24 protein-coding genes are annotated in these 24,180 nt (G+C 67.2%); 3 read left to right on the top strand and 21 right to left on the bottom strand.

Annotated elements, in window-relative coordinates; all coding sequences use genetic code 11:
• The 12 genes from H0X90_RS11945 to H0X90_RS11895 form a co-directional block, all read right to left on the bottom strand.
• Nucleotides 1-2,328, bottom strand: coding sequence for a phage tail protein (locus tag H0X90_RS11945; protein WP_077190283.1), 2,328 nt, complete (start codon nucleotides 2,326-2,328; stop codon nucleotides 1-3).
• A 6-nt stretch (nucleotides 2,329-2,334) separates the two neighbouring features.
• Nucleotides 2,335-2,877 (bottom strand): phage tail protein I, encoded by a 543-nt coding sequence (locus tag H0X90_RS11940; RefSeq protein WP_006484097.1) that lies wholly within the window; start codon nucleotides 2,875-2,877, stop codon nucleotides 2,335-2,337.
• Nucleotides 2,870-3,784 (bottom strand): baseplate J/gp47 family protein, encoded by a 915-nt coding sequence (locus tag H0X90_RS11935; protein WP_006484106.1) that lies wholly within the window; start codon nucleotides 3,782-3,784, stop codon nucleotides 2,870-2,872. Before H0X90_RS11935 ends, H0X90_RS11940 begins: the two co-directional genes overlap by 8 nt.
• The gene (locus tag H0X90_RS11930) at nucleotides 3,781-4,143 is read right to left on the bottom strand and encodes a GPW/gp25 family protein (RefSeq protein WP_034201129.1); all 363 of its coding nucleotides are present in this window, start codon (nucleotides 4,141-4,143) and stop codon (nucleotides 3,781-3,783) included. Before H0X90_RS11930 ends, H0X90_RS11935 begins: the two co-directional genes overlap by 4 nt.
• A complete protein-coding gene (locus H0X90_RS11925; protein WP_006496264.1) occupies nucleotides 4,140-4,826 on the bottom strand; it encodes a phage baseplate assembly protein V in 687 nt (228 codons plus the stop codon). The genes H0X90_RS11930 and H0X90_RS11925 overlap by 4 nt, the downstream gene beginning before the upstream one ends.
• A gap of 508 nt (nucleotides 4,827-5,334) precedes the next feature.
• Nucleotides 5,335-5,784 (bottom strand): phage tail protein, encoded by a 450-nt coding sequence (locus H0X90_RS11920; protein ID WP_077190281.1) that lies wholly within the window; start codon nucleotides 5,782-5,784, stop codon nucleotides 5,335-5,337.
• Nucleotides 5,777-6,013 carry an Rz1-like lysis system protein LysC gene (lysC, locus tag H0X90_RS35745; RefSeq protein WP_226245313.1) on the bottom strand — a complete coding sequence of 79 codons (237 nt, stop codon included), beginning with the start codon at nucleotides 6,011-6,013 and terminating at the stop codon, nucleotides 5,777-5,779. Before lysC ends, H0X90_RS11920 begins: the two co-directional genes overlap by 8 nt.
• Complete coding sequence (gene lysB, locus H0X90_RS11915) at nucleotides 5,901-6,341, bottom strand: Rz-like lysis system protein LysB (RefSeq protein ID WP_034201128.1); 441 nt, start codon at nucleotides 6,339-6,341, stop codon at nucleotides 5,901-5,903. The genes lysC and lysB overlap by 113 nt, the downstream gene beginning before the upstream one ends.
• On the bottom strand, nucleotides 6,338-7,189 hold the full coding sequence (locus H0X90_RS11910; RefSeq protein ID WP_171984167.1) for an N-acetylmuramidase family protein: 852 nt from the start codon (nucleotides 7,187-7,189) through the stop codon (nucleotides 6,338-6,340). The genes lysB and H0X90_RS11910 overlap by 4 nt, the downstream gene beginning before the upstream one ends.
• Nucleotides 7,190-7,191: 2 nt before the next feature.
• Nucleotides 7,192-7,458, bottom strand: coding sequence for a phage holin family protein (locus tag H0X90_RS11905; protein ID WP_006484102.1), 267 nt, complete (start codon nucleotides 7,456-7,458; stop codon nucleotides 7,192-7,194).
• A gap of 1 nt (nucleotide 7,459) precedes the next feature.
• Nucleotides 7,460-7,804: a putative holin gene (locus H0X90_RS11900; protein WP_006484093.1), complete on the bottom strand. Its 345-nt coding sequence runs from the start codon at nucleotides 7,802-7,804 to the stop codon at nucleotides 7,460-7,462.
• A gap of 16 nt (nucleotides 7,805-7,820) precedes the next feature.
• Entirely contained in the window at nucleotides 7,821-8,027 is a 207-nt protein-coding gene (locus H0X90_RS11895; protein WP_006484103.1) for a tail protein X, read from the bottom strand.
• A gap of 561 nt (nucleotides 8,028-8,588) precedes the next feature.
• Between H0X90_RS11895 and H0X90_RS11890 the strand changes: the two genes are divergently transcribed.
• Together H0X90_RS11890 and H0X90_RS11885 are read left to right on the top strand one after the other, a co-directional pair.
• Nucleotides 8,589-10,208, top strand: coding sequence for a TIGR04222 domain-containing membrane protein (locus H0X90_RS11890; RefSeq protein ID WP_077190278.1), 1,620 nt, complete (start codon nucleotides 8,589-8,591; stop codon nucleotides 10,206-10,208).
• Nucleotides 10,209-10,447: 239 nt separating this feature from the next.
• Nucleotides 10,448-12,454, top strand: a complete 2,007-nt coding sequence (locus H0X90_RS11885) for a tetratricopeptide repeat protein (protein ID WP_227739788.1) — start codon at nucleotides 10,448-10,450, stop codon at nucleotides 12,452-12,454.
• 53 nt (nucleotides 12,455-12,507) lie between these two features.
• Here H0X90_RS11885 and H0X90_RS11880 read toward each other — a convergent pair whose 3' ends face one another.
• From H0X90_RS11880 to H0X90_RS11840, 9 genes are all read right to left on the bottom strand, one after another.
• Complete coding sequence (locus H0X90_RS11880) at nucleotides 12,508-13,200, bottom strand: bifunctional 2-polyprenyl-6-hydroxyphenol methylase/3-demethylubiquinol 3-O-methyltransferase UbiG (protein ID WP_034201126.1); 693 nt, start codon at nucleotides 13,198-13,200, stop codon at nucleotides 12,508-12,510.
• A 311-nt stretch (nucleotides 13,201-13,511) separates the two neighbouring features.
• A complete protein-coding gene (locus H0X90_RS11875) occupies nucleotides 13,512-14,789 on the bottom strand; it encodes an ATP-grasp domain-containing protein (RefSeq protein ID WP_077190276.1) in 1,278 nt (425 codons plus the stop codon).
• Between the two features lie 55 nt (nucleotides 14,790-14,844).
• On the bottom strand, nucleotides 14,845-15,639 hold the full coding sequence (locus tag H0X90_RS11870; RefSeq protein WP_226245311.1) for a hypothetical protein: 795 nt from the start codon (nucleotides 15,637-15,639) through the stop codon (nucleotides 14,845-14,847).
• Between the two features lie 164 nt (nucleotides 15,640-15,803).
• On the bottom strand, nucleotides 15,804-16,487 hold the full coding sequence (locus H0X90_RS11865; RefSeq protein ID WP_227745464.1) for a WbqC family protein: 684 nt from the start codon (nucleotides 16,485-16,487) through the stop codon (nucleotides 15,804-15,806).
• A 16-nt stretch (nucleotides 16,488-16,503) separates the two neighbouring features.
• Nucleotides 16,504-17,649 carry a DegT/DnrJ/EryC1/StrS aminotransferase family protein gene (locus H0X90_RS11860; protein WP_034201122.1) on the bottom strand — a complete coding sequence of 382 codons (1,146 nt, stop codon included), beginning with the start codon at nucleotides 17,647-17,649 and terminating at the stop codon, nucleotides 16,504-16,506.
• Nucleotides 17,650-17,677: 28 nt separating this feature from the next.
• The gene (locus tag H0X90_RS11855) at nucleotides 17,678-20,023 is read right to left on the bottom strand and encodes a glycosyltransferase family 41 protein (RefSeq protein ID WP_062911073.1); all 2,346 of its coding nucleotides are present in this window, start codon (nucleotides 20,021-20,023) and stop codon (nucleotides 17,678-17,680) included.
• 257 nt (nucleotides 20,024-20,280) lie between these two features.
• The gene (locus H0X90_RS11850) at nucleotides 20,281-20,580 is read right to left on the bottom strand and encodes a flagellar protein FliT (protein WP_059721094.1); all 300 of its coding nucleotides are present in this window, start codon (nucleotides 20,578-20,580) and stop codon (nucleotides 20,281-20,283) included.
• A 25-nt stretch (nucleotides 20,581-20,605) separates the two neighbouring features.
• Nucleotides 20,606-22,114 carry a flagellar filament capping protein FliD gene (gene fliD / locus H0X90_RS11845; protein WP_006484094.1) on the bottom strand — a complete coding sequence of 503 codons (1,509 nt, stop codon included), beginning with the start codon at nucleotides 22,112-22,114 and terminating at the stop codon, nucleotides 20,606-20,608.
• Between the two features lie 132 nt (nucleotides 22,115-22,246).
• Nucleotides 22,247-23,401: a flagellin gene (locus H0X90_RS11840; protein WP_034201118.1), complete on the bottom strand. Its 1,155-nt coding sequence runs from the start codon at nucleotides 23,399-23,401 to the stop codon at nucleotides 22,247-22,249.
• Nucleotides 23,402-23,931: 530 nt separating this feature from the next.
• Between H0X90_RS11840 and rpsU the strand changes: the two genes are divergently transcribed.
• On the top strand, nucleotides 23,932-24,144 hold the full coding sequence (rpsU, locus tag H0X90_RS11835; RefSeq protein WP_006401410.1) for a 30S ribosomal protein S21: 213 nt from the start codon (nucleotides 23,932-23,934) through the stop codon (nucleotides 24,142-24,144).
• The last annotated feature ends 36 nt before the right edge of the window (nucleotides 24,145-24,180 follow it).

The following is a 24,180-nucleotide window of genomic DNA, read 5'->3' as shown; positions in this document are numbered from 1 at the left end:
TTAGTAGGCGCGGATCATGGCGAGCAGGGCGACGTTGCGCGGCCGCGATTCGTTGGCGCCGTCGCCGTTGACGGTGATCGCGTGGCTGTGATTGCCGGCGGCGCCGATGCCGACGTTGTGGCCGTGATTGCCGGCGCCTTCCGTGTTGAATTCGTGGTTGTGCCCGCCGGCTCCGGACGTGAATGCCCACGGGTTGTCGTTGTCGACGCCGCCGTGCGAGCCGACTTGATTCGTCGAATGGGTGCCAAAGGGCGCGATGCCCGATTCGCTGTATGGCGCGACGTGCTGGTGATCGCCCACGCTGGCGGTCCAGCCGTGGTGACCGTGCCACCCTTGCACGTCGGTCCAGGCCGAATGCACGTGGTCCCCGCTCGCCGCCGCGGAGGCGCCGTGCGCGTGCCACGCATTGGCGAAGTTCTGCGATGCGCCGAGACCGCGATTCGGGTCCACCCCGCGGGTGTCATCCCAGCAGCGCACGAACTCGCCGCGCAATTCGGGGATGCGAAAGGTCGTCGTGCCATCGCCGGTCGAGAACGTGCCGGACCATCCGGCGGCCCAGTCCGTTTCGGTGGAGAGCGCGCCGCTGGCCTGTGCATAGGCCCAGAGTGCGGGATAGTCGGCGCGCTTCAGCAGCGCGCCGTTGAGCTTCAGGAAGCCGGCGCGAGCGGTCGTGCGTGGCTCGAAAACGACCGTGCCGATCGCGGCCGACGCAATCGCGGCGACCACCCATTCCGTCGTCGCGAGCCGCGTCGAGCGATCGCCCGCCGGGGGCGTCTGGCCCTGAACGGGCGTCTGGAACGTGGTGCCGCCCGGCGTGAACGAGACCTGCGAGACGCTGTTGCACGTGATGCCGAACATGCCGTCGCCGGTGTGGTAGAGGCCCGTGTCCGGCGCGCCGTCGTTGGTGAACGTCAGGGACGGCGCCTGCGCGCTGCCTTCCGACAGGTAGATCCGCTTGCCCGGGTCGAACCAGAGATCGCCCGACATCGTGCCGCCCTTCGTGCGATCGAGCGGCGACAGGTTGCCGGAGTGCCACACGGGATTGTCGTTGATACGAAAGGTGTGGTCGTCGAAGATGTACTGGAACGCGTCGGCCTTGCCCCACCAGCCGACCGAACGGGCATTGGCGTAGAAGTACCCGTCGACCGGGCCGAGCCGAATGTGCCCTTCGTTCGTCGTGCGGCCGATTTCGACGTCGCCACCGATGTTCGTCACGGCACCGGTGCCATTGATGCGGACGGTCCCGTCGGCGAGCGACCACGAGAACGGGCGGAGACTGGTCCACGAGCCGTCCGGATCGCCCTTTCCAGTCGACAACAGGTAGGCATCCTTGCCGTCGTTGCGAAAGAATGCACCGTAGTCGCCGAAGATTGCTCGGAAGTGCGCACCCTGGGCGTCCATTCCGCGGGCGGTTATGCCGCCGTTGAAAGTCGCGCCTCCGCCGGCCTGGATCACGTTGCGGCCGTCGTCGTTCTTGACGTCGCCAATGAGCATCCGGCCGCCATAGGTGACACGCACGGCGCGCGCCTGGTACGCGTCTGTCTCGGCGTCGTTGGCCGTTTTGTTCAGCCACAGATCGACGTATTCACGGCCCCAGGCGCCGTTGTCGAAACCGGAGCGGATCGTTGCGACCAGGCGCGATCCCGTATCCGGGTTGCCGCCGCTGAACGTGCCGTGCAGACGCACGCGGCCTTCGCGGCCGTTCTTGCCCGACGGAGGGCGAATCGACACGTGTGCGGTGTCCGGACCCGCATCGAATTCGGTGACGACCGGCCCCGTGAACTTCGCGCCGGTCAACGCCGCGTATCGCGACGCGGCCGTCTTCGGCGTGATGGCGCGCGTGTCATCGCTGCCCGCGTCGACTTCCCCCTGCGTCGCCAGCTCGACCACACCCTGCCGCTCGGTGGTCGCCGGCGGATTCAGGAACGACGCGTCGCCGAACACGAGCTGCGTCGCGTCGATCGTCGCGAACTGCATGTCGGACGACAGCAGCAGCAACGCGGCCGGCGATTTCTCCATGATCGGCGTCGCCTGGCCGTACGCGGCCAGCAGCACGCCGTTGTCGAGATAGAGGCCGAATCCGTACAGCGAATACTGGTCTGTCGAGTCGTCCTTCAGCGTCGTGTGGATCGTGTCCGGCGCGACGTTGGCGCCGCCGAAGGACTTGATCCGCTTCAGCTCGTTCGGCAGCTTGGTGAGCCCCTTGTCGGCGACGAACGGGGCGTTCGCCAGGCCGATTTCCACGACCTGGTGGGCGTTCGTGCCGCCGTTGCCGGCGGCGACGAGCGCCGCGCGGCCGGCGTCGGTGATGATGATCTGGGTTGCCATGTGCGATCAGTAGTCGGTGAAGTTGACGCGGCGATAGGCCGCCACGCGCGCGGCGGCGCCGATCGGTTGTCGGCCCCGCATCTCGAAGCCCTGCGTGAACGTGTAGTGCGCGCGGACGGGTTTGGTGCGATCGATCTCCGCGAGGATGTCGGCCACGTATTCGGCGGTCGGCGGTTCGCCCTCCTGGCCGCTGACCGTCATCACGAGGTCGAACGTGCCGGGCGCGCCCGGCGGCTGTTGCTCGAACCATTCACGCAGGACGATGTTTCCGCCGAACGCCGCGACGACCTCGCGCACCGACGCCGCGGTGCCCTTGCGGCGGGCGATCGGAATCGCCTGCCCGACGCGGGCGCGCTTCACGTATTCGGGCCAGTAGTCCTTCCACGCATCGACCCCGAGGTGCCAGGCGAGCCACGGCAGCAGGTCGGACCGGATGGTGTCCGGGTTCGTCAGCGTCGCGAGCGGCGTCGGCACGTCGTCGATACGGGCGTTCGTCGCGGCGAGCCTGCGCTCGAGCCGCGTCGCGTTCGGCGGCAGGATGTCATTCATTGCTGTACACCCCGCCGTCGATCAGCTCGATCCCGGTGCAATAGGGCGCCTGCTGCTTCGTCGCCGGCAGGCCGGCAAGCGGGCTTTCGAGGATCACCTTCTGCACGCCGGCTGCGCGGGCGGCCGCGTAGATGCCGTCGAGCGTGACTTCCATCCCGAGGCGGTGCATGGAATCGGTGTACTGCTTCATCGCCCGGTTGGCCTGCGCGAGCGCCACGGCGCGATCCGGGCCGGCGAAGAACACCAGCCGCGCGCGCACCTGGTAGCGCAGGATCTCCGCGCCGCGTACGGTGACCTTGTCGGTGAGCGGCCGTACGTCGTCGGCCTGCAGCGCGGCGGCCACCGCATCGATCAACGCCGGCGCCGCCGTGCCGTCGCCATCGCGGGCGAGTACCGTGACGAGCACCTCGCACGGGGCCGGGCTGACCGCCGACGCGTCGAGCACGCGGCCATCGGCATTGCGTGCATGCGAGACGTACGCGCCCTCGGGGCCGGCGACCGAGAAACTCTGCGGGGCGAGCTGGGTGCGGGCGCGCAGGTCGGCATCGCTTTCCATCACGGCCGCGAGGTCGTGAGCCGGATCGGCAGGCGAGATCGTCAGGCGGCGGATGCCGAACAGCGCCGCGAGGTGATCGAGGTCGGTGCCGACCGCGTACGCGAGCATCACCGCACGCGCGGCGTCGTTCACGCGCTGGCGCAGCACGATCTCGCGGTACGCGTTTTCCTGCAGCAGCTTCACGAGCGGCTCCGACTCGAGCGCGAGCGTCGCGGCGATCTCGGCTTGTTCGGCGGCCGGGTAGAGCGACACGAGCCGTGCCTTGCGTGCGGCCAGCAGCGTCTCGTAGTCGAGCGTTTCGACGATGTCGGGCGACGGCAGCTGGGAGAGGTCGATCGGCGTCACGCTCATGCCGGACTCCCGTTCGCAACCGGCACGCGGGTCGACACTGCCGTGCCGTTCTCGCCGGTCCAGCCTTCGATGTCGAGATAGAGCGAGCCGGCGGCCGCGTTCGCGTCGTCCGCGGCGAGCACGACGCGGGTCAGCGTCAGGCGCGGTTCCCAGCGCATCAGCGCCGTGGCGACGGCGGCATACAGCCGCGTGCGCACCGTGCCGTTGCCCGGCGCGTCGATCAGGTCGGGCAGCTCGGAGCCGAAGGTACGGCGCTTCACGCACGACGCGAGCGGCGTCGTCACGATTTTGCCGATCGACTGATAGAAATGGTCCAGGCCCGAAATCGAGCGGCCGGTGTTCGCATTCATGCCTTTCATTGCGGTTCGCTCACGAGTTGTCCATCGCCTTGTTCGCGATGCGTGTGATGCGGGAGGCTGATGCCCCGGGAGGTCACTTCGCGGGTAAAGGTGGCCGCGCCGTCGATCTGCATCGTGGCGCCGCCGCCGGCCCCGCCCGTGCCGGTCATGCCGGCTTCGAACGCGAACGGCCCCTTGACGGTCATCGCGCCGGTGCAGATGGTCTGCGGTGCATCGAGCGTGATGCGCTCGGCCTGCACGGTGGCGTTCCGGGTCTGCACGACGACCGACCCGGGCGCGACGACGCGCACGGTCGCGCCGGCCGGCAGCTCGACCGTGAGCGCATGCGCGGCATGGTCGTACGTGATGCGGGCGCCGTCCGGATAGACCCGTGCATGGGTATCCGGGCTCGAGGCCGGTGCCGGCGCGGCGTTCGAATAGACGCCGCGCAGCGCGACACCCTGCGCCGGGTCGCCCATCGGGCAGAGCAGCACGACCTGTTCGCCGGGCGTCGGCGGCAGCCAGTCGCGGGTCGCGCCGGCGGTGCCGGCCACCCACGGAATCCAGTTGGTCTGCAGTCCGCTGCCATCGGAATCGGCGTCGCCGACTGAGACGCGGCACAACGCAGCAGCATGGTCGACCGCGAGGATCGTGCCCTTGCGCACTGCGTTGCGTGCCTGCCGTTGAATTTCATTTGCGTCCATGCAGCCATGGTGCCGGCGGGGGGCGCGCGGCGCGAGCGATGGCCTGTGTCGTCGCGGCGGGGACAGTGCGCGCCGGATGCCGGCATCGAGTCGTGCGTCGACAATCGCAGCACCGGTTCGCATGAGGATGGAGTCGTGCGTCTGCGCGACGTCGTCACGCGGTCTGAATGCGTGGATGCCGATCGATGTCGGGACGCGGCGATGGGACGGGCGCTCGATGAATTGCGCCGCGGCGACGGGCGAACGGATGCCGCGTGAATGGCTGGACGGGCGTGCCGCAGAGACGTCGTGCGGGCCGTCGATGCAGGTTATGCAGCGAGGCTGTCGTCAGGATGCCTGTCGTCGGCGATGGCCGAGTCGACGGGAAGACGGGACCGGATGCCCGGCGAGGGCGATCGGCGGGGGGCTTCGCGGTGGCGGGCCGAGGCGAGAGGGGTGGCTGCGACGAGCAGCCGTTGCCGGGCGCGATGCCGCGGCGTGAGCGAAGGCGGGCCGATGCCCGCCCGGCTCAGCGGATCTGCGGCAGCGCGACCCAGGTCAGCGTATCGGCCGGGTCGACCCGTGTGTCGTCGACGTGCGTGATCACCGGCCGTCCGTCGGGGCCGGTCGTCACGACGACGCTTTCCGTCAGCGCCAGCCGGATCGACAGGTCGACCGCGGTCTGGTCGCGGATGCCGACCTCGAAGGTGATGCCGCTCGCGCGTGCGGCCGGGTTCGTCACGAGGTCCGGCTGGTTCGCGCGCACCCATTCGATCAGGGCGACGAACACCGGATCGGTGTCGCCGGAGAAGTGGGTCGCGAGGACGTGGGCCGTGTACCGGTATTCGAACGATGGCGTCAGCGTGCCGGTCGTCGCGATCGAGCCTTGCTCGACGAGCACAGTCAACGCGCCGGGTTCGTCGTCGATCGACGGGATGGCGGCGGCAAGCGCGCGCCGCAGGCTGTCCGGCTTAATCATGCGAATGGGCTCCGTGGTCGGGGGCGGCCGCGCCGGCCTGGCACGCCGCGATCATGTCGACGGTCGCCGCGCACGTCGCCCACGCGGCCTTGACGAGCGTGAGCGCACCGTCGAGCTCACCGTTGGTCCGCGGCGCGAGCCTCGGCAGCGTGCACGGCTTCACCGTCTGGCACGTGTTCGACATAATCGCCGGCGCCGGTGAGAGCGGGACTGGCTTGCAGGCGGACAACGTCGTCAGGCAGGCGAGTATCAGCCCAGGCGCGAAGCGCGGCGTTTTCATCGGTCAATCTCCGGTTTTCAAATCGAATGGCGTCGAGCTTCGACGCGATGGCGGTTTGCGCGTGGTCGAGCCGCGCCTGCTGTTGCGCGCGTTCGGCGGCGTCCTGCCGCAGGCGCGCAATGACGCCGTCGCGCGCGGCGAGCGCCTGTTGCGCCTCGACGCGTTGCTGTTGCGCGGTCGCGCGCTCGGCGCGCAGCCCATGCACGTACAGCGCGACGACGGCGCACGTGGCGAGCGCGACGATCCACGCGATGATTTTCGCGGCGAGTCCGTTCATGCGCGGGACGCGACGGTAGCGTCGGGCGATCCGGATGCGGCCTGCGTCGCCGCAGCCGCTTGCGACGCATAGCGGTCGAAAGCGCGTGCGAGCTTCACGTCGTACAGGTTCGCCGCATAGTCGGGCCCGTTGTACGCGCGGGCGAATGCGGCCCACTGGCGTGCGCCGAGTGCGCGGCGCAGTGTGTCGTCCGCCGCGATGTACCGCACGAACGCGTCGAGGTGCTGCGCTTCGCCGTCTTCCATGCACGCGACGAATGCGTCGATGCCCGCGTAGCCGAGGCGTTCCCAGTGATAGCCCATCACCTGGAACGCGCCCCAGCTCGCGGATTCCCACGCGGCGCCGGCATCGATCGACTCGGCCGTGGCGAGACGCACGTATTCCGCGGCGCTGCCGCGATAGCCGCCGCGCGTGCGCGACACGATGTCCGGCTGCCGCGCCGCGAATGGCGCGGGATCGATCCCGCGCGCCTGGAGCCGCTTCCAGAATACGTGGCGTTCGAACAGGATGACGGGCCGGCCGTCGGGCAGGAAGCCGGCGCCGCGCGACTCGACTTCGTTGATCGCGCGAATGCACGCGAGCGGCACGTCGAGCGTGCGCGCGGCGCGCTCGAGATCGGCGAGCCCCAGGTGTTTCGGATCGCGCAGGCCGGTGGCCAGCGCGGCATAGGTCTTCGGGCCGGCGATACCGTCGTCGACGAGGCCGGTCTTGCGTTGCAGCGCGATGACGGCGGCTTCGGTCGCCGCGTCATAGAGGTGCGTGATCTGCACCGCATAGCCGGCGCGGATCAGTCTGCGTTGCAGCAGGCCCACGTCGTCGCCGTGATCGCCGAGGCGGCGGGTTTTCATCGTCATTCGCTCCTCAGGAGGCGCGCGACGTTGCCGCGCGTGCCGCAGACGAACATCGCCAGGAAGACCGCGGTGGCCGCGTCGAAGAAGCCGACGGCGCCGGTATGCAGCAGCCACTCGATCGACGCACCGCCGGTGACGGCGACGAGCATCCACGCGAACCATGATGCGTGGCGCCGGTGCCGTGCGCCGTTGCGTCGATAGGTGAGCACGCGCACGAGCACGGCGAGGTGGGCGGCGAGCGCGATCAGCGCGAACGGGAACGCCACGTCACCCTCCTTTGCGGAACAGCGCCAGGAGATCGAGCGTCTTGATCCGCTCGATCAGCTGCAGCGTGACGGCGATCACGAGCGCGGCCGCGAAGAACGCGGCGACGCCGGTCGAGTGGATCGGCGTCGCGCCGACGATTTCCGGCGCGGCGAGATAGCCCATCACGAGCGAGATCAGCAGATAGGCCGCACGCCGCGCCACGCCGATCTCCTTCGACGTGACGACCACGAGCGCCGCGCCGGTGAATGCGCCGATCAGCGCGTTGCCGTCGATGCCGGGCGCGAGCCCGGCGACGCCGATCGCGGTGGACAGCATCGCGGCGGTAGTGAGGTTCGGTTCGGCCATGACGGCGATTCCAGGGTCAGTCAAACAGTTGCAGCAACGGGCGTGCGCTCGTCACGGTATCGAACGGCGGCAGGTAGACGGGCGTGCCGGCGGGCAACACGACGCCGAGGCTGGCGAGTCCGGTGTTGGCTTCGAGCACGGTCTCGACGGTGCCGTCGGTCCGGCCGTAGTGGCGCCAGCACAGCGTGTCCACCGTGTCGCCCTGCAAGGTGCGCGCGATCATGGCCGGGCCTGCCGATGTCGAAGGGGCCGGTGGTCGGCGGCGGTGCCGGCCGGCGTGCCGCGAACGCGTATCGAAGTCGTGCTGCTTGCCATGGCGAGGTCTCGGGCCGTGAGGCAGTGAAGATGGCTCTCATGGTCGAGCTTCGCGGGGCGGGGTTCAACGAGATGCGTGCGTGGTCCGGGCGGACACGCAGCGCGGCGCGTGTCGTGGCGTGCGGCGCGCCTTACGCTTCATGGACGGGTGCCGAGGGTCACGGGTGGGGCCGTGCGTGCCGTGCAGCCAGATTGCAGCCTGGGTGAACCGGGGCGGGCTTGGGTGATCTTGTGCAACCTTGGTTTTGCCGCGGGAGATGCCGGCGGAGCCTTGCCGGGCAAGGGTTCGGCACGCGCAGATAAAACTCCGAAGGCAGGGGTTGCTGGTTCGATCCCGGATGCGCTCGCGATTGCCGCACGGCGATTTTGCGTGGGCGTGCCGACGCATTTGCCGGTGTGCGAGAATCGCCCACAACGACCACTCCAAGCGTCGATCGCGGCGGCCGTCCGCGCATCGCGCCGACTCCCGATGGCTGCCATTCCGTCTACCTCGACCGCAGTCGCTGCCTGCCCGCTGACCGATGCGCAGCAGGCGCTGCTCGCGCGTCTGCACGCGTATTCCCCCGACGATCCCGACGCGCCGCTGCCGTACAGCCGGCGCCTCGCCGACGCCGAAGGCTGGTCGCACGACCACGCGCTGGCCGTGATCGACGAATACAAGCGCTTCGCGTTTCTCGCGCAGGTGGCCGGGCATCCGGTCACGCCGTCGGTCGCGGTCGATGCCGCGTGGCATTTCCATCTGCAATACACGCTCGAATACTGGGACGTGTTCTGCGCCGGCGTGCTGCGCGCGCGGCTGCACCACATGCCCGGCACCGGCGCGCCGGACGAGGCCGCCGTGTACGCGCAGCGCTATCGCGACACGCTCGACAGCTATCGCCGGCTGTTCGGCTGCGAGCCGCCGGCATCGATCTGGCCGCGTCCCGTCGACCGGGCAGTCGAGGGCGAGGCGGAGGTCGAGACGCAGCAGCCCGGGCGCATGGTCGCCGTGGCGCCGCGCCGTGCGTGGCGCGACCGTCTGCCGAAACTCGTGTGGCCGGCGGCCGCCGCCAGTGTCGCCGCGACCTGCGCATCGGCGCAGGATCTCGACGTGCTCGACTACACCGGGCCGCAGTTTCTCGCGTTTTACGTCCCGGCCTGCGTTGTCGCGTTGTCGTTGATCGTCGCGTTGCATGCCATCGAATTTCGCATCCGGCGCTGGGGCCGGCGCACGCGCAAGGCTTCGTCTGGGCTGAGTGCCGACGAAGTCGCCTATCTCACCGGCGGCGAAGCACGGGTCGCGCAGGTCGTGACGATGTCGCTCGCGCATGCGGGCGCGGTCGATCTGTGGAGCGTTCACCTGCAAGGCAGCTACGTGAAGATCGCGGATCTGGAACGCGCGGGCCGATACGACGACTACTGCGCGTGGCTCAACGAGCAACCGTCCGGCACCGTGCGCTACGGCGTGTTTCGTGAGCGGCTCGCGAGGTATGCGCAGGAGGTCGTCGACGGGATGCGTGCGCAGGGCTGGTTCTGGGCGCCCGGCGAGTTGCGCGCGTCCCGGACGGCCGCGCGCGCGATCGCGCTGCTCGTGTTCGGCACGGGCGCCGCGAAGCTTGCGGTCGGTTTGAGCCGCGGGCGGCCCGTGCTGCTGCTGTGCATCTGCATGGCGGTGTTCGCGATCGCGTACCGGATCGTCGCTGGAAGGCTGACCGGCTTCCGGCGCGGCGGCCCAACGGCGGCCGGGCGCGCCGCGTTGCTCGAGCGCAGGAACGCGCACGATCCGCGGGCTGCGCGCGACGTGCGGCACGTACGCAGCGCGCAGGGAGCGTCCGGGACACGCGACGCCCAAGGTGACGATCCGGATCCGTTGCTGTGGACCGCAGCGCTGTTTGGCGCAGGCGCGCTGGCCGGTACCGTATGGTCGGCGTATGCAGGCCCGGTGCTGGCCGCGTCGCGGATGCCGTCGGTCGCCGCGGCGAAAGCGGGCGGTGGCACTTCGTTCGACTCGTCCGACGGCGGTGGCGCGTCGTCGAGCTGCAGTTCGTCGAGTTCGTGCAGTTCCAGCTCGTGCAGTTCGAGCAGTTGCGGCGGGTGTTCGTCGAGCTGAGCGGACGGCCGGTGTCGTTCAGCGAGGCCCCGCCACGCACGGGGTGACGGGGCCATCGCCCGAACAACCGCATGGAATGGGCTCAGATCGTCGCATCGCGTGCGTGCATGCTTCGGTAACCTGTCAATCGACGCTCTCCGTGCCGAAACGGTCGCCCGGGCGCGACACGCGTCGCGCATGCCGGGCTGCCGCCGTGGCGGCCGGACGCGATGACTGTCCGCCGCTTTGCCCAGCCCTCCATGACGACGCCAGCTTCCGACGTTTCCGCGTGCGTTCGACACGCCGCGACCTTGTGCCAGAACGGACAGTTTGCCGACGCACTGTCGCTTGTCGCGCCGCAGCTCGACGCGCCAGCGGTGGACGTCGCGGCGCTGCACGTCGCGGCCGTCTGCGCGCTCGGCCTGAACCATCTGGCGGACGCAGAAGCCTCGTGGCGGCGCGCGATCGATGCGATGCCGGCGTTCGAGCTCCCCTACGACGGCCTTCACGCGCTGCTGATGTCGCAGGGTCGCTTGCCCGACGCCGAAGTGATCCTGCGCCGGCAGCTTGCCTGCGTCGCGCCGTTGCGCGCGTCGCACCATCACCGGCTCGGCAAGGTACTCGAAGCGCTCGGCCGGCTCGACGAAGCCGAGCAGGCGTTCGGGCAGGCCCTGTCGATCGAGCCGCGGTCGCCCGACGTGCTGACCGATTTCGGCAACCTGCTTCGCGTCCTTGCCCGGCCGGCGGAGGCGGAACTCGCGTATCGGCTCGCGATCGCGGTTCGCGCCGACCACGTACTCGCGCACGCGAATCTCGGCGCGATCCTCGTCGACATGCAGCGGTTGCCGGAAGCGGAGGCGGCCAGCCGGCAGACCATCGCATTGTGTCCCGATCATCCGGAAGCGCATTACAACCTCGGCGTCGCGCTGCAGAACCTCGATCGCCTGCCCGAAGCGGAAGCGGCCTATCGCGACGCGATCCGCTGCCGGGCCGGCCTGCCGCAGGCGCACAATAATCTCGGCTGCGTCCTGCGTGCGCAGGGCCGCCACGACGAAGCGGCCGTCGCATTCACCGACGCGCTGGCACTCGCGCCGCAGATGGCCGAGGTGCACTACAACCTCGGCACGACCTTGGCGCATGCGGGCCAACTCGACGAAGCCGAACGCGCATACCGTCGCGCGCTCGAACTGCGTGCCGATTATGACGACGCGCGCTTCGGGCTGGCGACGCTGCTGCTCAGCCGTGGACGATTCGAGGAAGGCTGGCGCCGCTACGAATCGCGCTATGAGCAGTCGACGTTCGTGCACCGCCGGACCCGCGAGGTACTACGGTGCGCGCAGTGGCAAGGCGAGCCGCTGGCCGGCAAGACGCTGCTCGTGTGGCAGGAGGACGGCCTCGGCGACATGCTGCAGTTCAGCCGTTATTTCGCGGAATTTCGCGCGCGGCAGGCGGCGCGGGTGGTGTTTGCGTGCCAGCCGGCGTTGCATCGGCTGATGGAGACAGTCGATGGCGTCGACGCGGTGCTCGATCACGAGGCGGCTACCGCGCAGGCCGCGCAATTCGATTACTGGACGAGTCTGTTGAGCGCGCCGATGCACGCGGGCACGACGCTCGACACGATCCCGCCGCCGGTGCGGTTCGTACCCGATCCGGCGCGCGTCGCGCACTGGGGCGCGCGCCTCGATGCGCTGCCGCCCGGCCCGCGCGTCGGACTCGTGTGGAAAGGCAATCCGAAGCATCACAACGACGCGCACCGTTCGCTGCCGTCACTGGCATTGCTGACGCCGCTGTGGAGCGTGCCGGGCGTGAATTTCGTGAGTCTGCAGAAAGGGCAGGGCGAGGACGAAGCGCGCCAGCCGCCGGGCGGGCTGCCGTTGCTGCACCTGGGCTCGGAACTCGACGATTTCGCCGATACGGCCGCGATCGTCGCGCAACTCGATCTCGTGGTGTGCGTCGACACGTCGACCGCGCATCTGGCCGCATCGCTCGGCAAGCCCTGCTGGGTGCTGCTGCCGAATCAGGACGTGGACTGGCGATGGATGCACGACCGTGAGGATTCGCCGTGGTATCCGGGCACGGTGCGGTTGTTCCGGCGCGGGCGCGGCGACAGCTGGATTCAACTGGCCGAGCGGCTGCGGGCGGCGTTTGCCGCGCATTTCACGGAGCAGTTCGTAAAACCCGACGCCCCGTTGCCCGCGTCCGTCAGTGCGCGTCGAATGCCCATGGCATGCGTCGGCGGAAATGTCGGCGGAGACGGCTTGCGATAGCGTGGGTCGGTCAAGCCGTTGCTCGTGGTCGATGCACCCATCGACCTGTCGCGTCAGCGCACCTTCAACTGATAGACGCCGAGCCACGAGGCCGTCACGCCGATATGTCCGCGCGATACCCGCCACGCAACGTCGAGCAGCCGATTGTAGGTGCGTGTCAGTGCGCGTTTGACGCCGCCGCCGGTGTAGAACGATCGCCACATCCGGGTGCGGTACGGATCCTTGAAGAAATAGATGTCCGTCATTTCGAGCAACCCCGCCTCGCCAAACGAGATCGGCATTCCCGTAGTGCCGAATGCATGACGGAAGCTCTGCGGCAGATAGGGGCGCACGTGAGTGAAGTCGTGATAGAACCGATCGCCGGGGGTCGGGCTGACGACGATCAGTCGGCTGTCCCGGTGCATCAAAGCGCAAAGGCGCGGCACGAGCGCGAACAGCGCGTCCGGCGTGACGTGCTCGATGAGGTGACTCAGGAACACCACATCGAACGGTGCGTGCTCGGCGGCGAAAAAAGCCTCCGGCTCGTATGCCGCGAATCCGTTGGCACGCGCGCGTTCGACGTAGTCGACGTTCGCGTCGACGCCAGTGACGGCGCAACCCAGCTTGCCGAAGCCGTCGAGAAATTTTCCGGGTCCGCAACCGTAGTCGAGTACGCGGAGCGCGCGCTGTCCTGGATGCTGGAGTTGCCGCATCAACGAAAGGATGCGGCCGTACTCGAGTGACTGGTAGTGAGCAGGGGTCTTCATTGGGCGTCTCGATTCGCGGCGAAGCGGCAGGGCACGCGTTCGGGTTGGACAATCGACGGGCGTATCGCCGCGCATGTGTGTCTGTTCTGGTTGCAGGCGGGTCGGATATCGCGATGCGTCATGTCGATTTCAGTGCTTGCCATTGATTCGGATTGCGCTTTCCCCGCCGAACATCGCGCCGTCCGGGTGGGCCGGAGGTTCGCCGATTTGGCCGATCGGGGCGATGGGCCGATTCGACGGCGCGTGGCGCGCGGTACGCGGGTGCGCAAGCGAATCGGGAGATCAGAGCAGCGTTGTCCATGCGGACGCCTTTACCGGATGAGGAATTCGACGGAGTCGACGTCGAACACCGGCACCGCGCACTTGCGTGCGACAGCGAGCCGCTCGGGAAAGTGGTTGTCGATGAAAATCGAGCGCGGCGTCACGTGATCGGCCTTGGACTCGCCGTTACGCAGGACGATGATGCGATCGAACAGTCCGGCATCGATCCGGGCGGCGGCGAGCGTGCGCGCGACGTCGTGCGCATGGCGTGTCAGCAGGACGATCTGCTTGCCCGCCGCGACCGATTGGTAGAGAAACGCGATGGTCTGCGGGACGGCGTGGCCGTTCAGTATCAGCGTGTCGTCGAGATCGACGCAGACGGTGTCGTATTCCCAGTCGAGCGCTGCCCGTGTCGCGATGTTGCGATCGACGAGCGTGACGTGCGGGTTCGGCAGTGCAACGAGATCGCGTCCGAGGTAGTCCTGGATGGCCATCAGCGGCAGGTTGATGCCGGCCGCGCGTTGAGCGGCCATCGTGCCCGCGACACGACAGGAAATCTCCAGCAGCTTCCACGCACCGTGACGGTCGCGCTTCAGTTGAAAGAACCAGGGGCCTCGCAGGGGCATCCCGTCGTTGATCTGATGCGCGATTTCGGTGATGCGCGGAGACTGCGGCAGCAGGCGCGAGCGCATCGAAATCCCGGCCTTCACGCGCTCGCGCGTGCGCGGCCCGATCCACAGGAGGCGGCGCGAACGGTCGGTGAAGCAATCGACGGTCACTTCGTCGCCGGGCAGGTACTCGACGAGCAGCGGCTGTTCGACGCGCTGCATCGCTTCGGTGGCCTCACGCGCATCGTCGACGCGCGTCACGCCTTGACCGCCCTGGCCGAGATCGGGCTTCACGATCGCCGGCCACGCGTCGACGTCGTCGACCGATGCGTACACCCGCGGTACCCAGTCGCGATCGGCGAAATGGCGGTACGTCATGCTCTTGCGGCGGGCGATGGCCGCGCTTTGTGCTGCGCCGTTGATGAGCGTGATGCCCATCCGGGAAGCGCGCGTCGACAGATATTCGTGCACCGTGTCGTGTGTCGCAAACACGACATCGATTTCATGGCGCGCGACGAACCGGGCGAAGTCGGCATCGAACGTAGCGTCGGCGATCTTCGGTAGCCCGCCGACATAACGCGGGAAGCGGAAGCGGCCGTGATCGTCGACGCTCGATGCACCGATTAGCTCGACGTGCAGCGAATAGCGTAACGCCTGGTGGATTTCCGATGCGTTTTCGGATCCGCAGGGAAATACGAGTACGTTGATCTTGTCGTTCATGGTGGTGGACGCACGTGTCGGCGCGCAACGTGTGATGACGGAATCCATGGAGTAGTTACTCGTCCAGCACGCGTGCGACGACCTCGTCCAGCTGCGCGCGATCCAGCCGCTGATCGCACGGCAGGAACAGCGCGCTGCGCGCAAGCTGCGCGTCGAAGTCCGGCACGGTGTCGTCCGATGCGACCTCGGGCCAGTAGCAGGGGGTGTAGATGCGTTGCGCGATCAGAGCGGCCCGCGTGGCCGCGGTCGTGCCGAGGAACGGGTAGCACAGGGGCACGCTGGCGTGGTCGAGCGCGACGGGCAGGCGATTGCGCTCGCCGAGCCGATCGTGCAGATACGAGAAATTCGCGCGTCGCGCGTCGCGGACGGACTCATAGTCGATCGCTGCCAGCAGGCGTTGCGTGAGGAACGACATCCTGCGCGGCGGCTGCCGGTCGAGGCTCGCTTCGGCCGCTTGATAGTCGGCGAAGCCGGCTTCCGCTCCGGCAGCCAGGCGCTTGAGCAGGTGTGTCGTGCGCTGCAGCGATGCGTGGTCGGTTTCGTCGGGCAGCGCAACGGCATGATTCGAGATCAGGTACCCGCCGTCGGGCACGCCGACGAACTTTCGCGGCGAATACAGGTTGGCGAGACAGTCGCGCGGCGCGGCAAAGAACGCCTGCGCGTTGTCGATCACGACGCGCTCGCGCGGGTAGCGCTCGAGTACCGAATCGACATGGCGGTCGCAGACACCGAAATAGTTCACGTAGAGCAGCCACTCGCCGGGACCGAGTTCGATGTCCGGGCACCCGAAGTCCTGGCCGATCGCGTAGCGTCGGCATGTGACGCCCGATGCGTGAAGCGAGTCGGTCATGCTCTCGCAGAGATACCATGGCGCCCAGACGGCCGTGGGCCGACGATACTGCAGCAACGCCAGGAATGCGGCACGGGCGGACTGGAATCGCAGCGCATTTGCGTGAAATTCCTGTCCGTGCATCGGGAGTTCGAATCCGGCATAGCCGCCGATCGCGTCGGCGTTCATGCGACGGCTCCGGCATGCAACATGGCGCGCACCTCGTCGACGTGATTGAACATCAGCACGTCGAGAATCGACAGCCCCGGCACGAATGTCGCGCCGAATTGCCGATAGGCGGGCAGCGCGGGCTCGATGAATTCGAGGCGGAGCCCGGCTTCGGCGAATGCCGTTCGATCGTACAACGCTCGCCCTCCGGGCAAGTTGACATAGGTGCGCGCGCGTTCGCTCGCGCAGATGTCCAGCACACGCGCCTGTCCCTTGAGTGCGTTGTTGCCGTAGCCCGACGATGTCGCAACGAACTCGGGGCCGATGCCGACGAACCGACAGACTTCGGCGACGCTGTGTGCGGCGAGGCAGCCGATCGAATCAGTCTCGTACGACATGACGCGTTCGAACAGCGCGCTGATGCGCGGGTAGTGAGGCGCCCGCGCGTACGCATGACGCAGCGACTCGCGCAGCCTGGGTAGCCAGCGTTCGGACGGCTGCACGCGCACGTCGTCGATCCGCTGAGACGAACCGGCACCGGCGAGCGGTACGGTCAGGTAATGGGCACGCCCGTTCAGCAAGACGCGGTTGCGGTTGATCCAGCCGTTCTTGATGAACGCGACGTCGTCGTAGAACACGAACCTGTCGACCGCCGCGGCGAGCTGGAAATAGCCGACGTAAGGGAACAGGTACGGTTGCATGATCGCGAGCCGCATCTTACGGCTGTCGGATTACGTCGACGATGCGGCGCAGATCGTGCTCGGTCAGCGCCGGATACATCGGCAGGCACAGCACCTTGCGCGCGGCCTCGGCCGCGACCGGGAGGTTCGCACGGTTCGCGGACGGCAAGCCGCGGTACATCGGGAAATCCGAAATCAGCGGATGGAAATAGCGGCGCGCCCAGATGTTGTTTTCGCGGAACGCCGTGTACAGCTCGTCGCGGCCGAGCGGATAGTCGGATTCGACGAGGATCGGAAAGTACGCATGGTTGGCGGTGTAATCGGGCGCATCGTTGACGCAGCGGATGCCGGGAATGTCCCGCAGCAACTCGCGGTAACGTGCGTCGAGCGCCTTGCGGCGGCCGAGCGCGTCGTCGATGTGCTTCAGCTGCAGCATGCCGAACGCCGCATTGACCTCGCTCATCTTGCCGTTGATGCCGGGCGCGACGACGGTCACTTCGTCGACGAAGCCGAAGTTCTTCAGGTGATCGATGCGCTGCTTCGTTTTAAGGTCGGGGCAGATGATCGCGCCGCCTTCGAACGTGTTGAACACCTTGGTGGCGTGAAAGCTCACCACCGACAGGTCGCCGTGCCGCAGGAGGCTGCCCTCGTGCGTACGGACGCCGAACGCATGCGCGGCGTCGTAGATCACGCGCAGGTTGTAGTTGTCCGCGATTTTCTGGATCGCGTCGACGTTGCACGGGCGGCCGTAGCAGTGGACGGGCAGGATCGCGCTGGTCTGCGGCGTGATCGCCGCTTCGATCTTGGCCGGATCCAGATTCAGCGAATCGGGTTCGACGTCGACGAAGACCGGCTTGATGCCGTTCCACAGCAGCGAGTGCGCGGTCGCGACGAACGAGTAAGGTGTCGTGATCACCTCGCCGGTGATGCGCAGTGCCTGCAGCGCGGTGACGAGCGCCAGCGTGCCGTTCGCGAACAGCGACAGGTGCGGGACACCGAGGTATTCGCATAGTGCGCGCTCGAACTGCTGGTGAAACGGGCCACCGTTGGTGAGCACGCGGCTGTCCCAGATCTGCTGGAGATACGGCAGGAATTCGTCGAGCGGGGGCAGGTGCGGCTGCGTGACATAGATGTTCTCGCGCGGCAGTTGCGCGACGGACGACATGGGCAGGCTGGCGGTCATGGTGATTTTTCTCGCTATCGCGTGGAAATCAGGCCTCTACCGCGGCCTGTGCGGTCGCCGCGTCGTCGAACAACGGCGTGTCGAATGCGGTGGCAGGCTCGCCCGCGCACCAGCGTGTCCACATCGTGCGTAGTGCCGACGACAGTCCGGCTGCGACGATCTCCGGGCGGAATGCGGCCGATTCGGCGCAGCGCGCGCGCAGGCCGCTGCGCAGGGTTTGCAGCGCGGTGACGTCGCGGCCGAGCGTCAGTGCCTTCGCGACAAAATCGTTCTCGTCCGTCGCGATGTACGCGTCGAGTCCGACGTGCTGCTGCCAGGCCGCGCCGCCACATCCTGCCGGCGTCGCGCCGGCGATCGTCACGGTCGGTACGCCCATCCACAGCGCGTTCAGCGTGGTGGTCGAGCCCGCGTACGGGAACGTGTCTAGACAGAGGTCGACGCCGTGATGCTGCTGCATGTAGAGCGGAATGCTCGAGCGCCGGTGAAACGTCAGGCGGCCGGTGTCGACACCCGCGGCGGTAAACCATTCGATCAGCGTACGCTGATCGTCGTCGTTGCCGATCGCACCCAGCGCCATGCGCGCGGTCGGATCCGCGTGCAGCACGCGGGCCCAGGCTGCGATGACCTCTGGGCTCAGCTTGTTCAGGCGGTTGAAGCTGCCGTAGGTCGTGTAGCCGTTGTACAGCGCAGGCAGCCCGTTGACGGGCGGGCAATGCGGCGGCGGCATGAACGTCGCGATCGCGGGTAGCCGCACGATCTGCTCGACGAACTGGTCGTCGAATTTGCCATGCGGCGTGACGAATCGGTCCGACAGGTAGTAGTCGATTGCGGCAACGCCCGTCGTGGCCGGGTAGCCGATCCACGAAGCCTGTACGGGAGCCGCGCGCTGCGCGAGCGCTACCAGCCGGTTGCGGCCCGTGTGGCCGGACAGATCGATCACGATGTCGATCTGGTCGTTGCGCACGCGCTCGAGAAATGCGCGATCGTTCAGGCCGGTGATGTTGCACCAGCTGCGCGCGTATGCCTTGACGCGTTCGGAAACCTGATCTTCCGCGAGGTGATTGTGATAGAAGTACATCGCGATGCCGGGATCCGTCGCGAGATGTTCGATCACCGGTACCGCGTAGGACGCGACCGCGTGGTTGAACAGGTCACCTGACACGAAGCCGACACGAAGCTGGCGCGCCGGGTCGCGCGTGTTCGTGAACGCGGCCGCCCGTTTGCGGTTACCGTAGCGCAGGCCGAACGCGCGATGCTGGTCGACGAGCGATTGCGGGTCGGAGTCGGCGCTGTGCGCGAGGCAGAACAGCATGTTGCTGTGGGCCACGCTGTCGGTCGGATCGAGTACGAATGCGCGTCGCAGCCAGCCGAGCGCTTCCTGGGTGGCGCCCTGTTCGAGCAGGATGAATCCGAGCGTGCTGTTCACGGCGGCACTGCCTGGCGCAAGCTCGACCGCGCGCCGGCAGGCGGCGTTCGCTTCGGCAGTTCGACGTAGCGCAAGCAGCACCTGGCCGTGGATTCGCAATCCTTCCGGGTGATCGGGTTGAAGCTGGAGCAGGCGGCGGCATTGTTCGTCCGCTTCTTGGAAACGCAGTGCCGCGCGTAGCGTATCGGCGAGCAGGATACGCACGAGCACTTCGTCTGGCAGCAGCTCGACCGTACGCAGCCCCGCATCGATCATCTCCGTATAGCGGCCTTGCTTGTGCAACGACGCAGACAATGCGCGCCAGCACGCGCCGTCTTCCGGATAATCAGCTGTAAGTCGCTTCGCGAGTGCGGTGCATTCGGCGTACTTGTTTTTCTGGAACAGCGCCGCATGCCTTTGCAACAGATGCGGGTGAGCCCGGCGGGCTGGCTTGCCGGGATGATCCCGCTCGGTCGAGCCGGTGGCGGTTTCGGCGACAATCTGTGCATCGATGCCGCTCGATACGACGGCGGTAGCCGGGGCCGTTGCGAGCACGACGTCGGGCATCGACATTTGCGTAATCAGCCCGTCCAGTGCGGGGCCATGTACGCCGCGTTGCTGCGCAATTTCGACGGCGATCCAAGCGGCGGGCGTTTGTCCGCTGTGGTGCAGTGCGTGGATGTAGCTGACCCAGTAGTAGCCGTTGGCCGGGTTCACGCCGAGAGCGGCCTCGAAATGCGGCAGCGCATCGGTCGGCCGGCCTGTATCGACCATCAGCACCGCGAGGTTGTAGTGCGCATCCGCATGCGTGGGCATCGCGTCGACGATCGCCTCGTACAGCGCCCGCGCGTCGTCGAATGCGCCGCTGTGCTGGCGTTCGAGCGCACTTTCCATGACGAGCGCAATGTCCTGCGCGAACTGCTGTTCAGGCGTAAGCACGGCGGGATCGGGCGATTCGGACGGGAGCATGATGAAATCTGCGGAAAGTCGGTCGATACCATTATGGGTAGCGGGCCGTCGCGCCGATGCCGCGAGGTGACGGGAAAAGCCCGGTCAGTTTGGTCGATTGACCGGTCGGCCGACGGAGGGGCGGTGCGGCTGGCGACACCCCAAAAAAAACGCCCGCACGAGGCGGGCGGGGAGGCGAACGAGCACGCCCTCACATCAGCGTGTAGTTCTTGTTGTCGGGTTGGCGGCGCGCATTGCCGCGCGCGGCCGGATGCGGATCAGCGGTTCGCGATGCTCTGGTACTGACCGACGGCCTGCACGCGGCTCATTGCCGCCTGGTATTCGTCGGTCAGCTCCTGCTGCGCGCGTTGCGCGTCGGCGAAGATACGGTCGTTGCTGGCCTGCATGCGGCGGATCGCCGCGATGCCGACGGGCGGCTGGTCGGTCGAGAGCAGTGCGACGAGCGACCAGCGCGCATCGACGAGGCGTACGGCCTCGGCCCAGTCGGCCATCGCGGCCGCATGTTCGATCCCGTCGGTGAGCGCATCGATCTGCGCAATCAGTTCGGTCTGTTCCATCGGTGCTCTCCGGTCCGGCCAGCGATCAGCCCTTGTTGTTCGACATCGCGCCGGCGCTGTTCGCGCCGCCGAACAACTGGGTCAGGTATTGCGAGTTGCTGTTCATCGTCGCCATCAGCGTGTTGAGCGCGGTGAACTGCGCCTGGTACTGGCTCGTCAGCTGGGCTGCATAGTTGGACAGCGTCGTCTGCTGCTGCGCGACGTTCTTCAGATCGTTGCTGAGCGCGGTCGTGCGCGCGGCGATCAGTCCGTTCGTCTTCGTGTAGTTCGTGATGTTCGTCGTCAACTGCTCGCCGATCCCGTTCTTCGAGTTGAACAGGGACGCGACGCCCGTCGGGTTGTTCTGCAGTGCGCCGTTGAGCGCCGTGCTGTCGACCTTCAGCGTGCCGTCGGCCTGCAGCGTGACGCCGATCGACGCGAGGTTGACCGTCGAGCCGTTGCTGTTCACGCCGCTCGCGACGATCGATGCGAGTGCGTTCTTGATCGTGTTCAGCGTCGAGTCGCCGAGCAGCGGGCCTTGCGACGACGCTCCCGACGTGAAGCTCGACAGCGAGCCCATCGTCGTGACCAGCGTGTTGTAGAGCGTCGCGAAGTTGTTGATCGCGGCGGCCTGGGATTTCGTGTCGGTCGCGACCGTCAACGTTTGCGGCTGCGTGGCGCCGACGGCGGCGCTGGTCAGGTTCAGCGTGACGCCGGTGATCGCGCTCGTCACGGTGTTGCTCGCGCTGGTGCCGGCGATTCCGTTGATCGTGAACGCGGCGTCCTGCGCGGCGGTGCTCTGCTTCCACGCGGCGCTGCCGTTCGCGGACGTGATCGTCGACTGGCCGCCCGTCGTACTGGGCGTCGACGTGACGCCGAGGCTGGACAGGCCGTTGTCGCCGGCGACGTTGCTGAGCGCGACGCCGATCGTGTTCGCCGCGCCGGTCGGCGTCGAGCTGAGCACGAGGTGCGCGCCGTCGCTGCCGTTGACGACCGATGCGACGATGCCCGGGTTGCCGGTCGCGGTATTGATCGCGGCGGCGATGCCGGACAGCGTGTTGTTGGTGCCGTTCACGTCGACGGTGAACGACTGGCTGCCGAGCGACAGCGTCATCGTGCCGGTGCCGAGCGCGGTCGACGCGCCGAACGCGGCCGACGACAGCGACTGCGACGTCGCGATCTGCGTGACGCCGACCGAATAGCTGCCGGCTACCGCGCCGGCACCCGCGGTCGCGGTGAGGCCGGTGCCGCTCGCGGTCGCGGTGAAGGTGTTCTGCAGCGAGCCGTTCGACAGCGTGGTGAGGCTGGCCTGCAGTGCGCTCAGCGCGGCCGACAGCGCGCCGTACGCGGAAATCTGGGTGTTGTCGCTGCTTTGCTGCGCGTTGAGCGCGGCGGCCTGGCCGGCGGTTTTCGCATTGACGAGTGCCGTCACGAGCGAGTTGACGTCCATCGACGAGTTGCCGGTCGAACCGCTGATGATCGATTGGGCGGCTTGCTGCAGCGCGCTGTTGGCCGAGTTGTTGGCGGCGGTGACGGCGGGATTGATCGTCGACATCGTGTTGCTCCGTGCGGCGGGTGATCCGGGAAGTTCTGGATGAAGACCTGGCGGCGGAGCAACGCCCCGCGCGCCAAGTGACTGCGGCCGGGCCGCGCGTTACGCGGGGCCCGGCCGTCGGTTGCTACGCGATTACTGCAGGAGCTTCAGGACCTGCTGCGGCAGCGAGTTCGCCTGTGCGAGCACCGAGATGCCTGCTTGCTGCAGCACCTGGTTCTTCGACATGTTCGCGGTTTCCTGCGCGAAGTTCGCGTCGGTGATCTGCGACTGTGCCGACGACAGGTCGGTCGATTCTGCCTGCTGCGCCGTGGCGATTGCCGTGAAGCGGTTTTGTGCCGCGCCGAGTGCCGCCTGCACGTTGTTCACCGTCTGCAGCGCGTTGTCGATCGACACCATCGCGACGTTCGCCCCGCTGACCGTGCTGATGTCGAGGTTCGACACGGTAGCCGGCTTGTTGACGGCGTTGATCTGAGCGATTGCGTTGGTGATTGCGGTCTGTTGCGCGGCGGTGGTGCCCGCGCCCGTCACGCCCGAGCCGAGCACCAGAGCTGCGACCGGCGTACCCGTGCCGGACGTTGCGCCCGCGCCGAACACGGCCGTTGCAGCACTCCCCGAAATGCCCTGACCGTTCTGATCCGTGAACGTGTAACCGCCCTTGCCGTCCGAAATGACGTTGATCGCGGTGATCGTTGCGCCCGAACCGGTGTACGCGCCGTTGTTGTCGAGCGACAGACCCGTCACCGTACCGACCGTCTGGCCCTTCTGCACCAGGCCGCCGCCAATCTTCGCAGCCGACATGCTTTGGCTCAGGTCCAGCGAAATCGTCTGGCCGACGTTCGCGCCGACCTGGAACGACACGATGCCTGCCGAGCCGTCGAGAATGTTCGTGCCGTTGTACGTCGTTTGCGACGCGATACGGTTCACTTCCTGGATCTGCTGCGAAACTTCCTGCTGCAGTGCGGCCTGGTCGGTCGTGGACATCGTGCCCGTCGACGCCTGGACGGCCAGCTGGCGGATACGCTGCAGGCTGTTCGTCAGCGACGACAGTGCGCTCGAAGCCGTCTGGATCATCGACACGCCGTCGTTCGAGTTCGACACGCCCTGGTTCAGACCGTTGATCTGGGTCTGCATCCGGGTCGAGATCGCGAGGCCTGCTGCGTCGTCCGCTGCGCTGTTGATGCGCTTGCCCGACGACAGGCGCGTGATGGCCTGGGACAGGGCGTTTTGCGAGCCGTTGAGGTTCTGCTGTGCAACCAGCGAGTTGATGTTGCTGTTAATTCCGAGCATGGAAAAATCTCCTGTATAAGCCGAAAGCCCTGGAAAGCCGTTTTGGCGTCGGCGGAAGCACTCGTTCATTGCTGGCCGCCTCAGAGCAGGATTTCGGCGCACCAAAACAAAACTTGAGGGGCACGTGGAGATTCGGCCCGATTTTTTATCCTTCTTTGTCATTTCGGACCGGCCCGGCACGGCGCCGGATTAAACGGGGGCAGAAACCGGCCCGATGAGGCTCCGGCACTCAGTCGTGACGCTGTGCACACACGACCGACAAAAGGGTGGTTTTGTCTGTGATTCCCTGCTATGATGGCGGGCTGAATTGAGATTTTCTGTCACGCCTTTGCCGGTTTCGGCATGTCTGCTGGCAGTCAAACGCGGCGCTGCACGCGGTTGTGAAGCGTACTCGCGGTGCTTTCCGCCTCTCTTTTCCGGCCTCCGAGGCCGTATTTCCGCTCGTTTCGCCTGTTGTGGGGACGCTCGGATGGCCGGTGCGTGGCGCTTGGCCGCTACGTTTTTGACCGTTTAAGCAATTTAGGAACGACATGACGACGATTCTTCTGAAAGAAAACGAGCCGTTCGAAGTGGCGATTCGCCGCTTTCGTCGCGCTATCGAAAAAAATGGCCTGATCGCTGAACTGCGTGAGCGCCAGTCTTACGAAAAGCCGACCGCAGTCCGCAAGCGCAAGAAGGCAGCAGCCGTCAAGCGCCTGCACAAGCGCCTGCGCAGCCAGATGCTGCCGAAGAAGCTTCACTAAGCGCGTCTGACGGTTCGCCGCGAAACGGCGGAGTGT

Source organism: Burkholderia sp. 9775_39 (assembly GCF_015712225.1).
In the GTDB taxonomy this organism is placed as follows: domain Bacteria; phylum Pseudomonadota; class Gammaproteobacteria; order Burkholderiales; family Burkholderiaceae; genus Burkholderia; species Burkholderia cenocepacia.
The sequence above is the reverse complement of the archived record's forward strand: the minus strand, read 5'-3'. Positions and strand labels throughout refer to the sequence as shown.

Bases quoted from the DNA above. Each gene is read 5' to 3' on its own strand.
- H0X90_RS11945 (WP_077190283.1), bottom strand. From the start codon at position 2,328: ATGGCAACCCAGATCATCATCACCGACGCCGGCCGCGCGGCGCTCGTC.
- H0X90_RS11940 (WP_006484097.1), bottom strand. From the start codon at position 2,877: ATGAATGACATCCTGCCGCCGAACGCGACGCGGCTCGAGCGCAGGCTC.
- H0X90_RS11935 (WP_006484106.1), bottom strand. From the start codon at position 3,784: ATGAGCGTGACGCCGATCGACCTCTCCCAGCTGCCGTCGCCCGACATC.
- H0X90_RS11930 (WP_034201129.1), bottom strand. From the start codon at position 4,143: ATGAAAGGCATGAATGCGAACACCGGCCGCTCGATTTCGGGCCTGGAC.
- H0X90_RS11925 (WP_006496264.1), bottom strand. From the start codon at position 4,826: ATGGACGCAAATGAAATTCAACGGCAGGCACGCAACGCAGTGCGCAAG.
- H0X90_RS11920 (WP_077190281.1), bottom strand. From the start codon at position 5,784: ATGATTAAGCCGGACAGCCTGCGGCGCGCGCTTGCCGCCGCCATCCCG.
- lysB (WP_034201128.1), bottom strand. From the start codon at position 6,341: ATGAACGGACTCGCCGCGAAAATCATCGCGTGGATCGTCGCGCTCGCC.
- H0X90_RS11910 (WP_171984167.1), bottom strand. From the start codon at position 7,189: ATGAAAACCCGCCGCCTCGGCGATCACGGCGACGACGTGGGCCTGCTG.
- H0X90_RS11900 (WP_006484093.1), bottom strand. From the start codon at position 7,804: ATGGCCGAACCGAACCTCACTACCGCCGCGATGCTGTCCACCGCGATC.
- H0X90_RS11895 (WP_006484103.1), bottom strand. From the start codon at position 8,027: ATGATCGCGCGCACCTTGCAGGGCGACACGGTGGACACGCTGTGCTGG.
- H0X90_RS11890 (WP_077190278.1), top strand. From the start codon at position 8,589: ATGGCTGCCATTCCGTCTACCTCGACCGCAGTCGCTGCCTGCCCGCTG.
- H0X90_RS11885 (WP_227739788.1), top strand. From the start codon at position 10,448: ATGACGACGCCAGCTTCCGACGTTTCCGCGTGCGTTCGACACGCCGCG.
- H0X90_RS11880 (WP_034201126.1), bottom strand. From the start codon at position 13,200: ATGAAGACCCCTGCTCACTACCAGTCACTCGAGTACGGCCGCATCCTT.
- H0X90_RS11875 (WP_077190276.1), bottom strand. From the start codon at position 14,789: ATGAACGACAAGATCAACGTACTCGTATTTCCCTGCGGATCCGAAAAC.
- H0X90_RS11870 (WP_226245311.1), bottom strand. From the start codon at position 15,639: ATGACCGACTCGCTTCACGCATCGGGCGTCACATGCCGACGCTACGCG.
- H0X90_RS11865 (WP_227745464.1), bottom strand. From the start codon at position 16,487: ATGCAACCGTACCTGTTCCCTTACGTCGGCTATTTCCAGCTCGCCGCG.
- H0X90_RS11860 (WP_034201122.1), bottom strand. From the start codon at position 17,649: ATGACCGCCAGCCTGCCCATGTCGTCCGTCGCGCAACTGCCGCGCGAG.
- H0X90_RS11855 (WP_062911073.1), bottom strand. From the start codon at position 20,023: ATGCTCCCGTCCGAATCGCCCGATCCCGCCGTGCTTACGCCTGAACAG.
- H0X90_RS11850 (WP_059721094.1), bottom strand. From the start codon at position 20,580: ATGGAACAGACCGAACTGATTGCGCAGATCGATGCGCTCACCGACGGG.
- fliD (WP_006484094.1), bottom strand. From the start codon at position 22,114: ATGTCGACGATCAATCCCGCCGTCACCGCCGCCAACAACTCGGCCAAC.
- H0X90_RS11840 (WP_034201118.1), bottom strand. From the start codon at position 23,401: ATGCTCGGAATTAACAGCAACATCAACTCGCTGGTTGCACAGCAGAAC.
- rpsU (WP_006401410.1), top strand. From the start codon at position 23,932: ATGACGACGATTCTTCTGAAAGAAAACGAGCCGTTCGAAGTGGCGATT.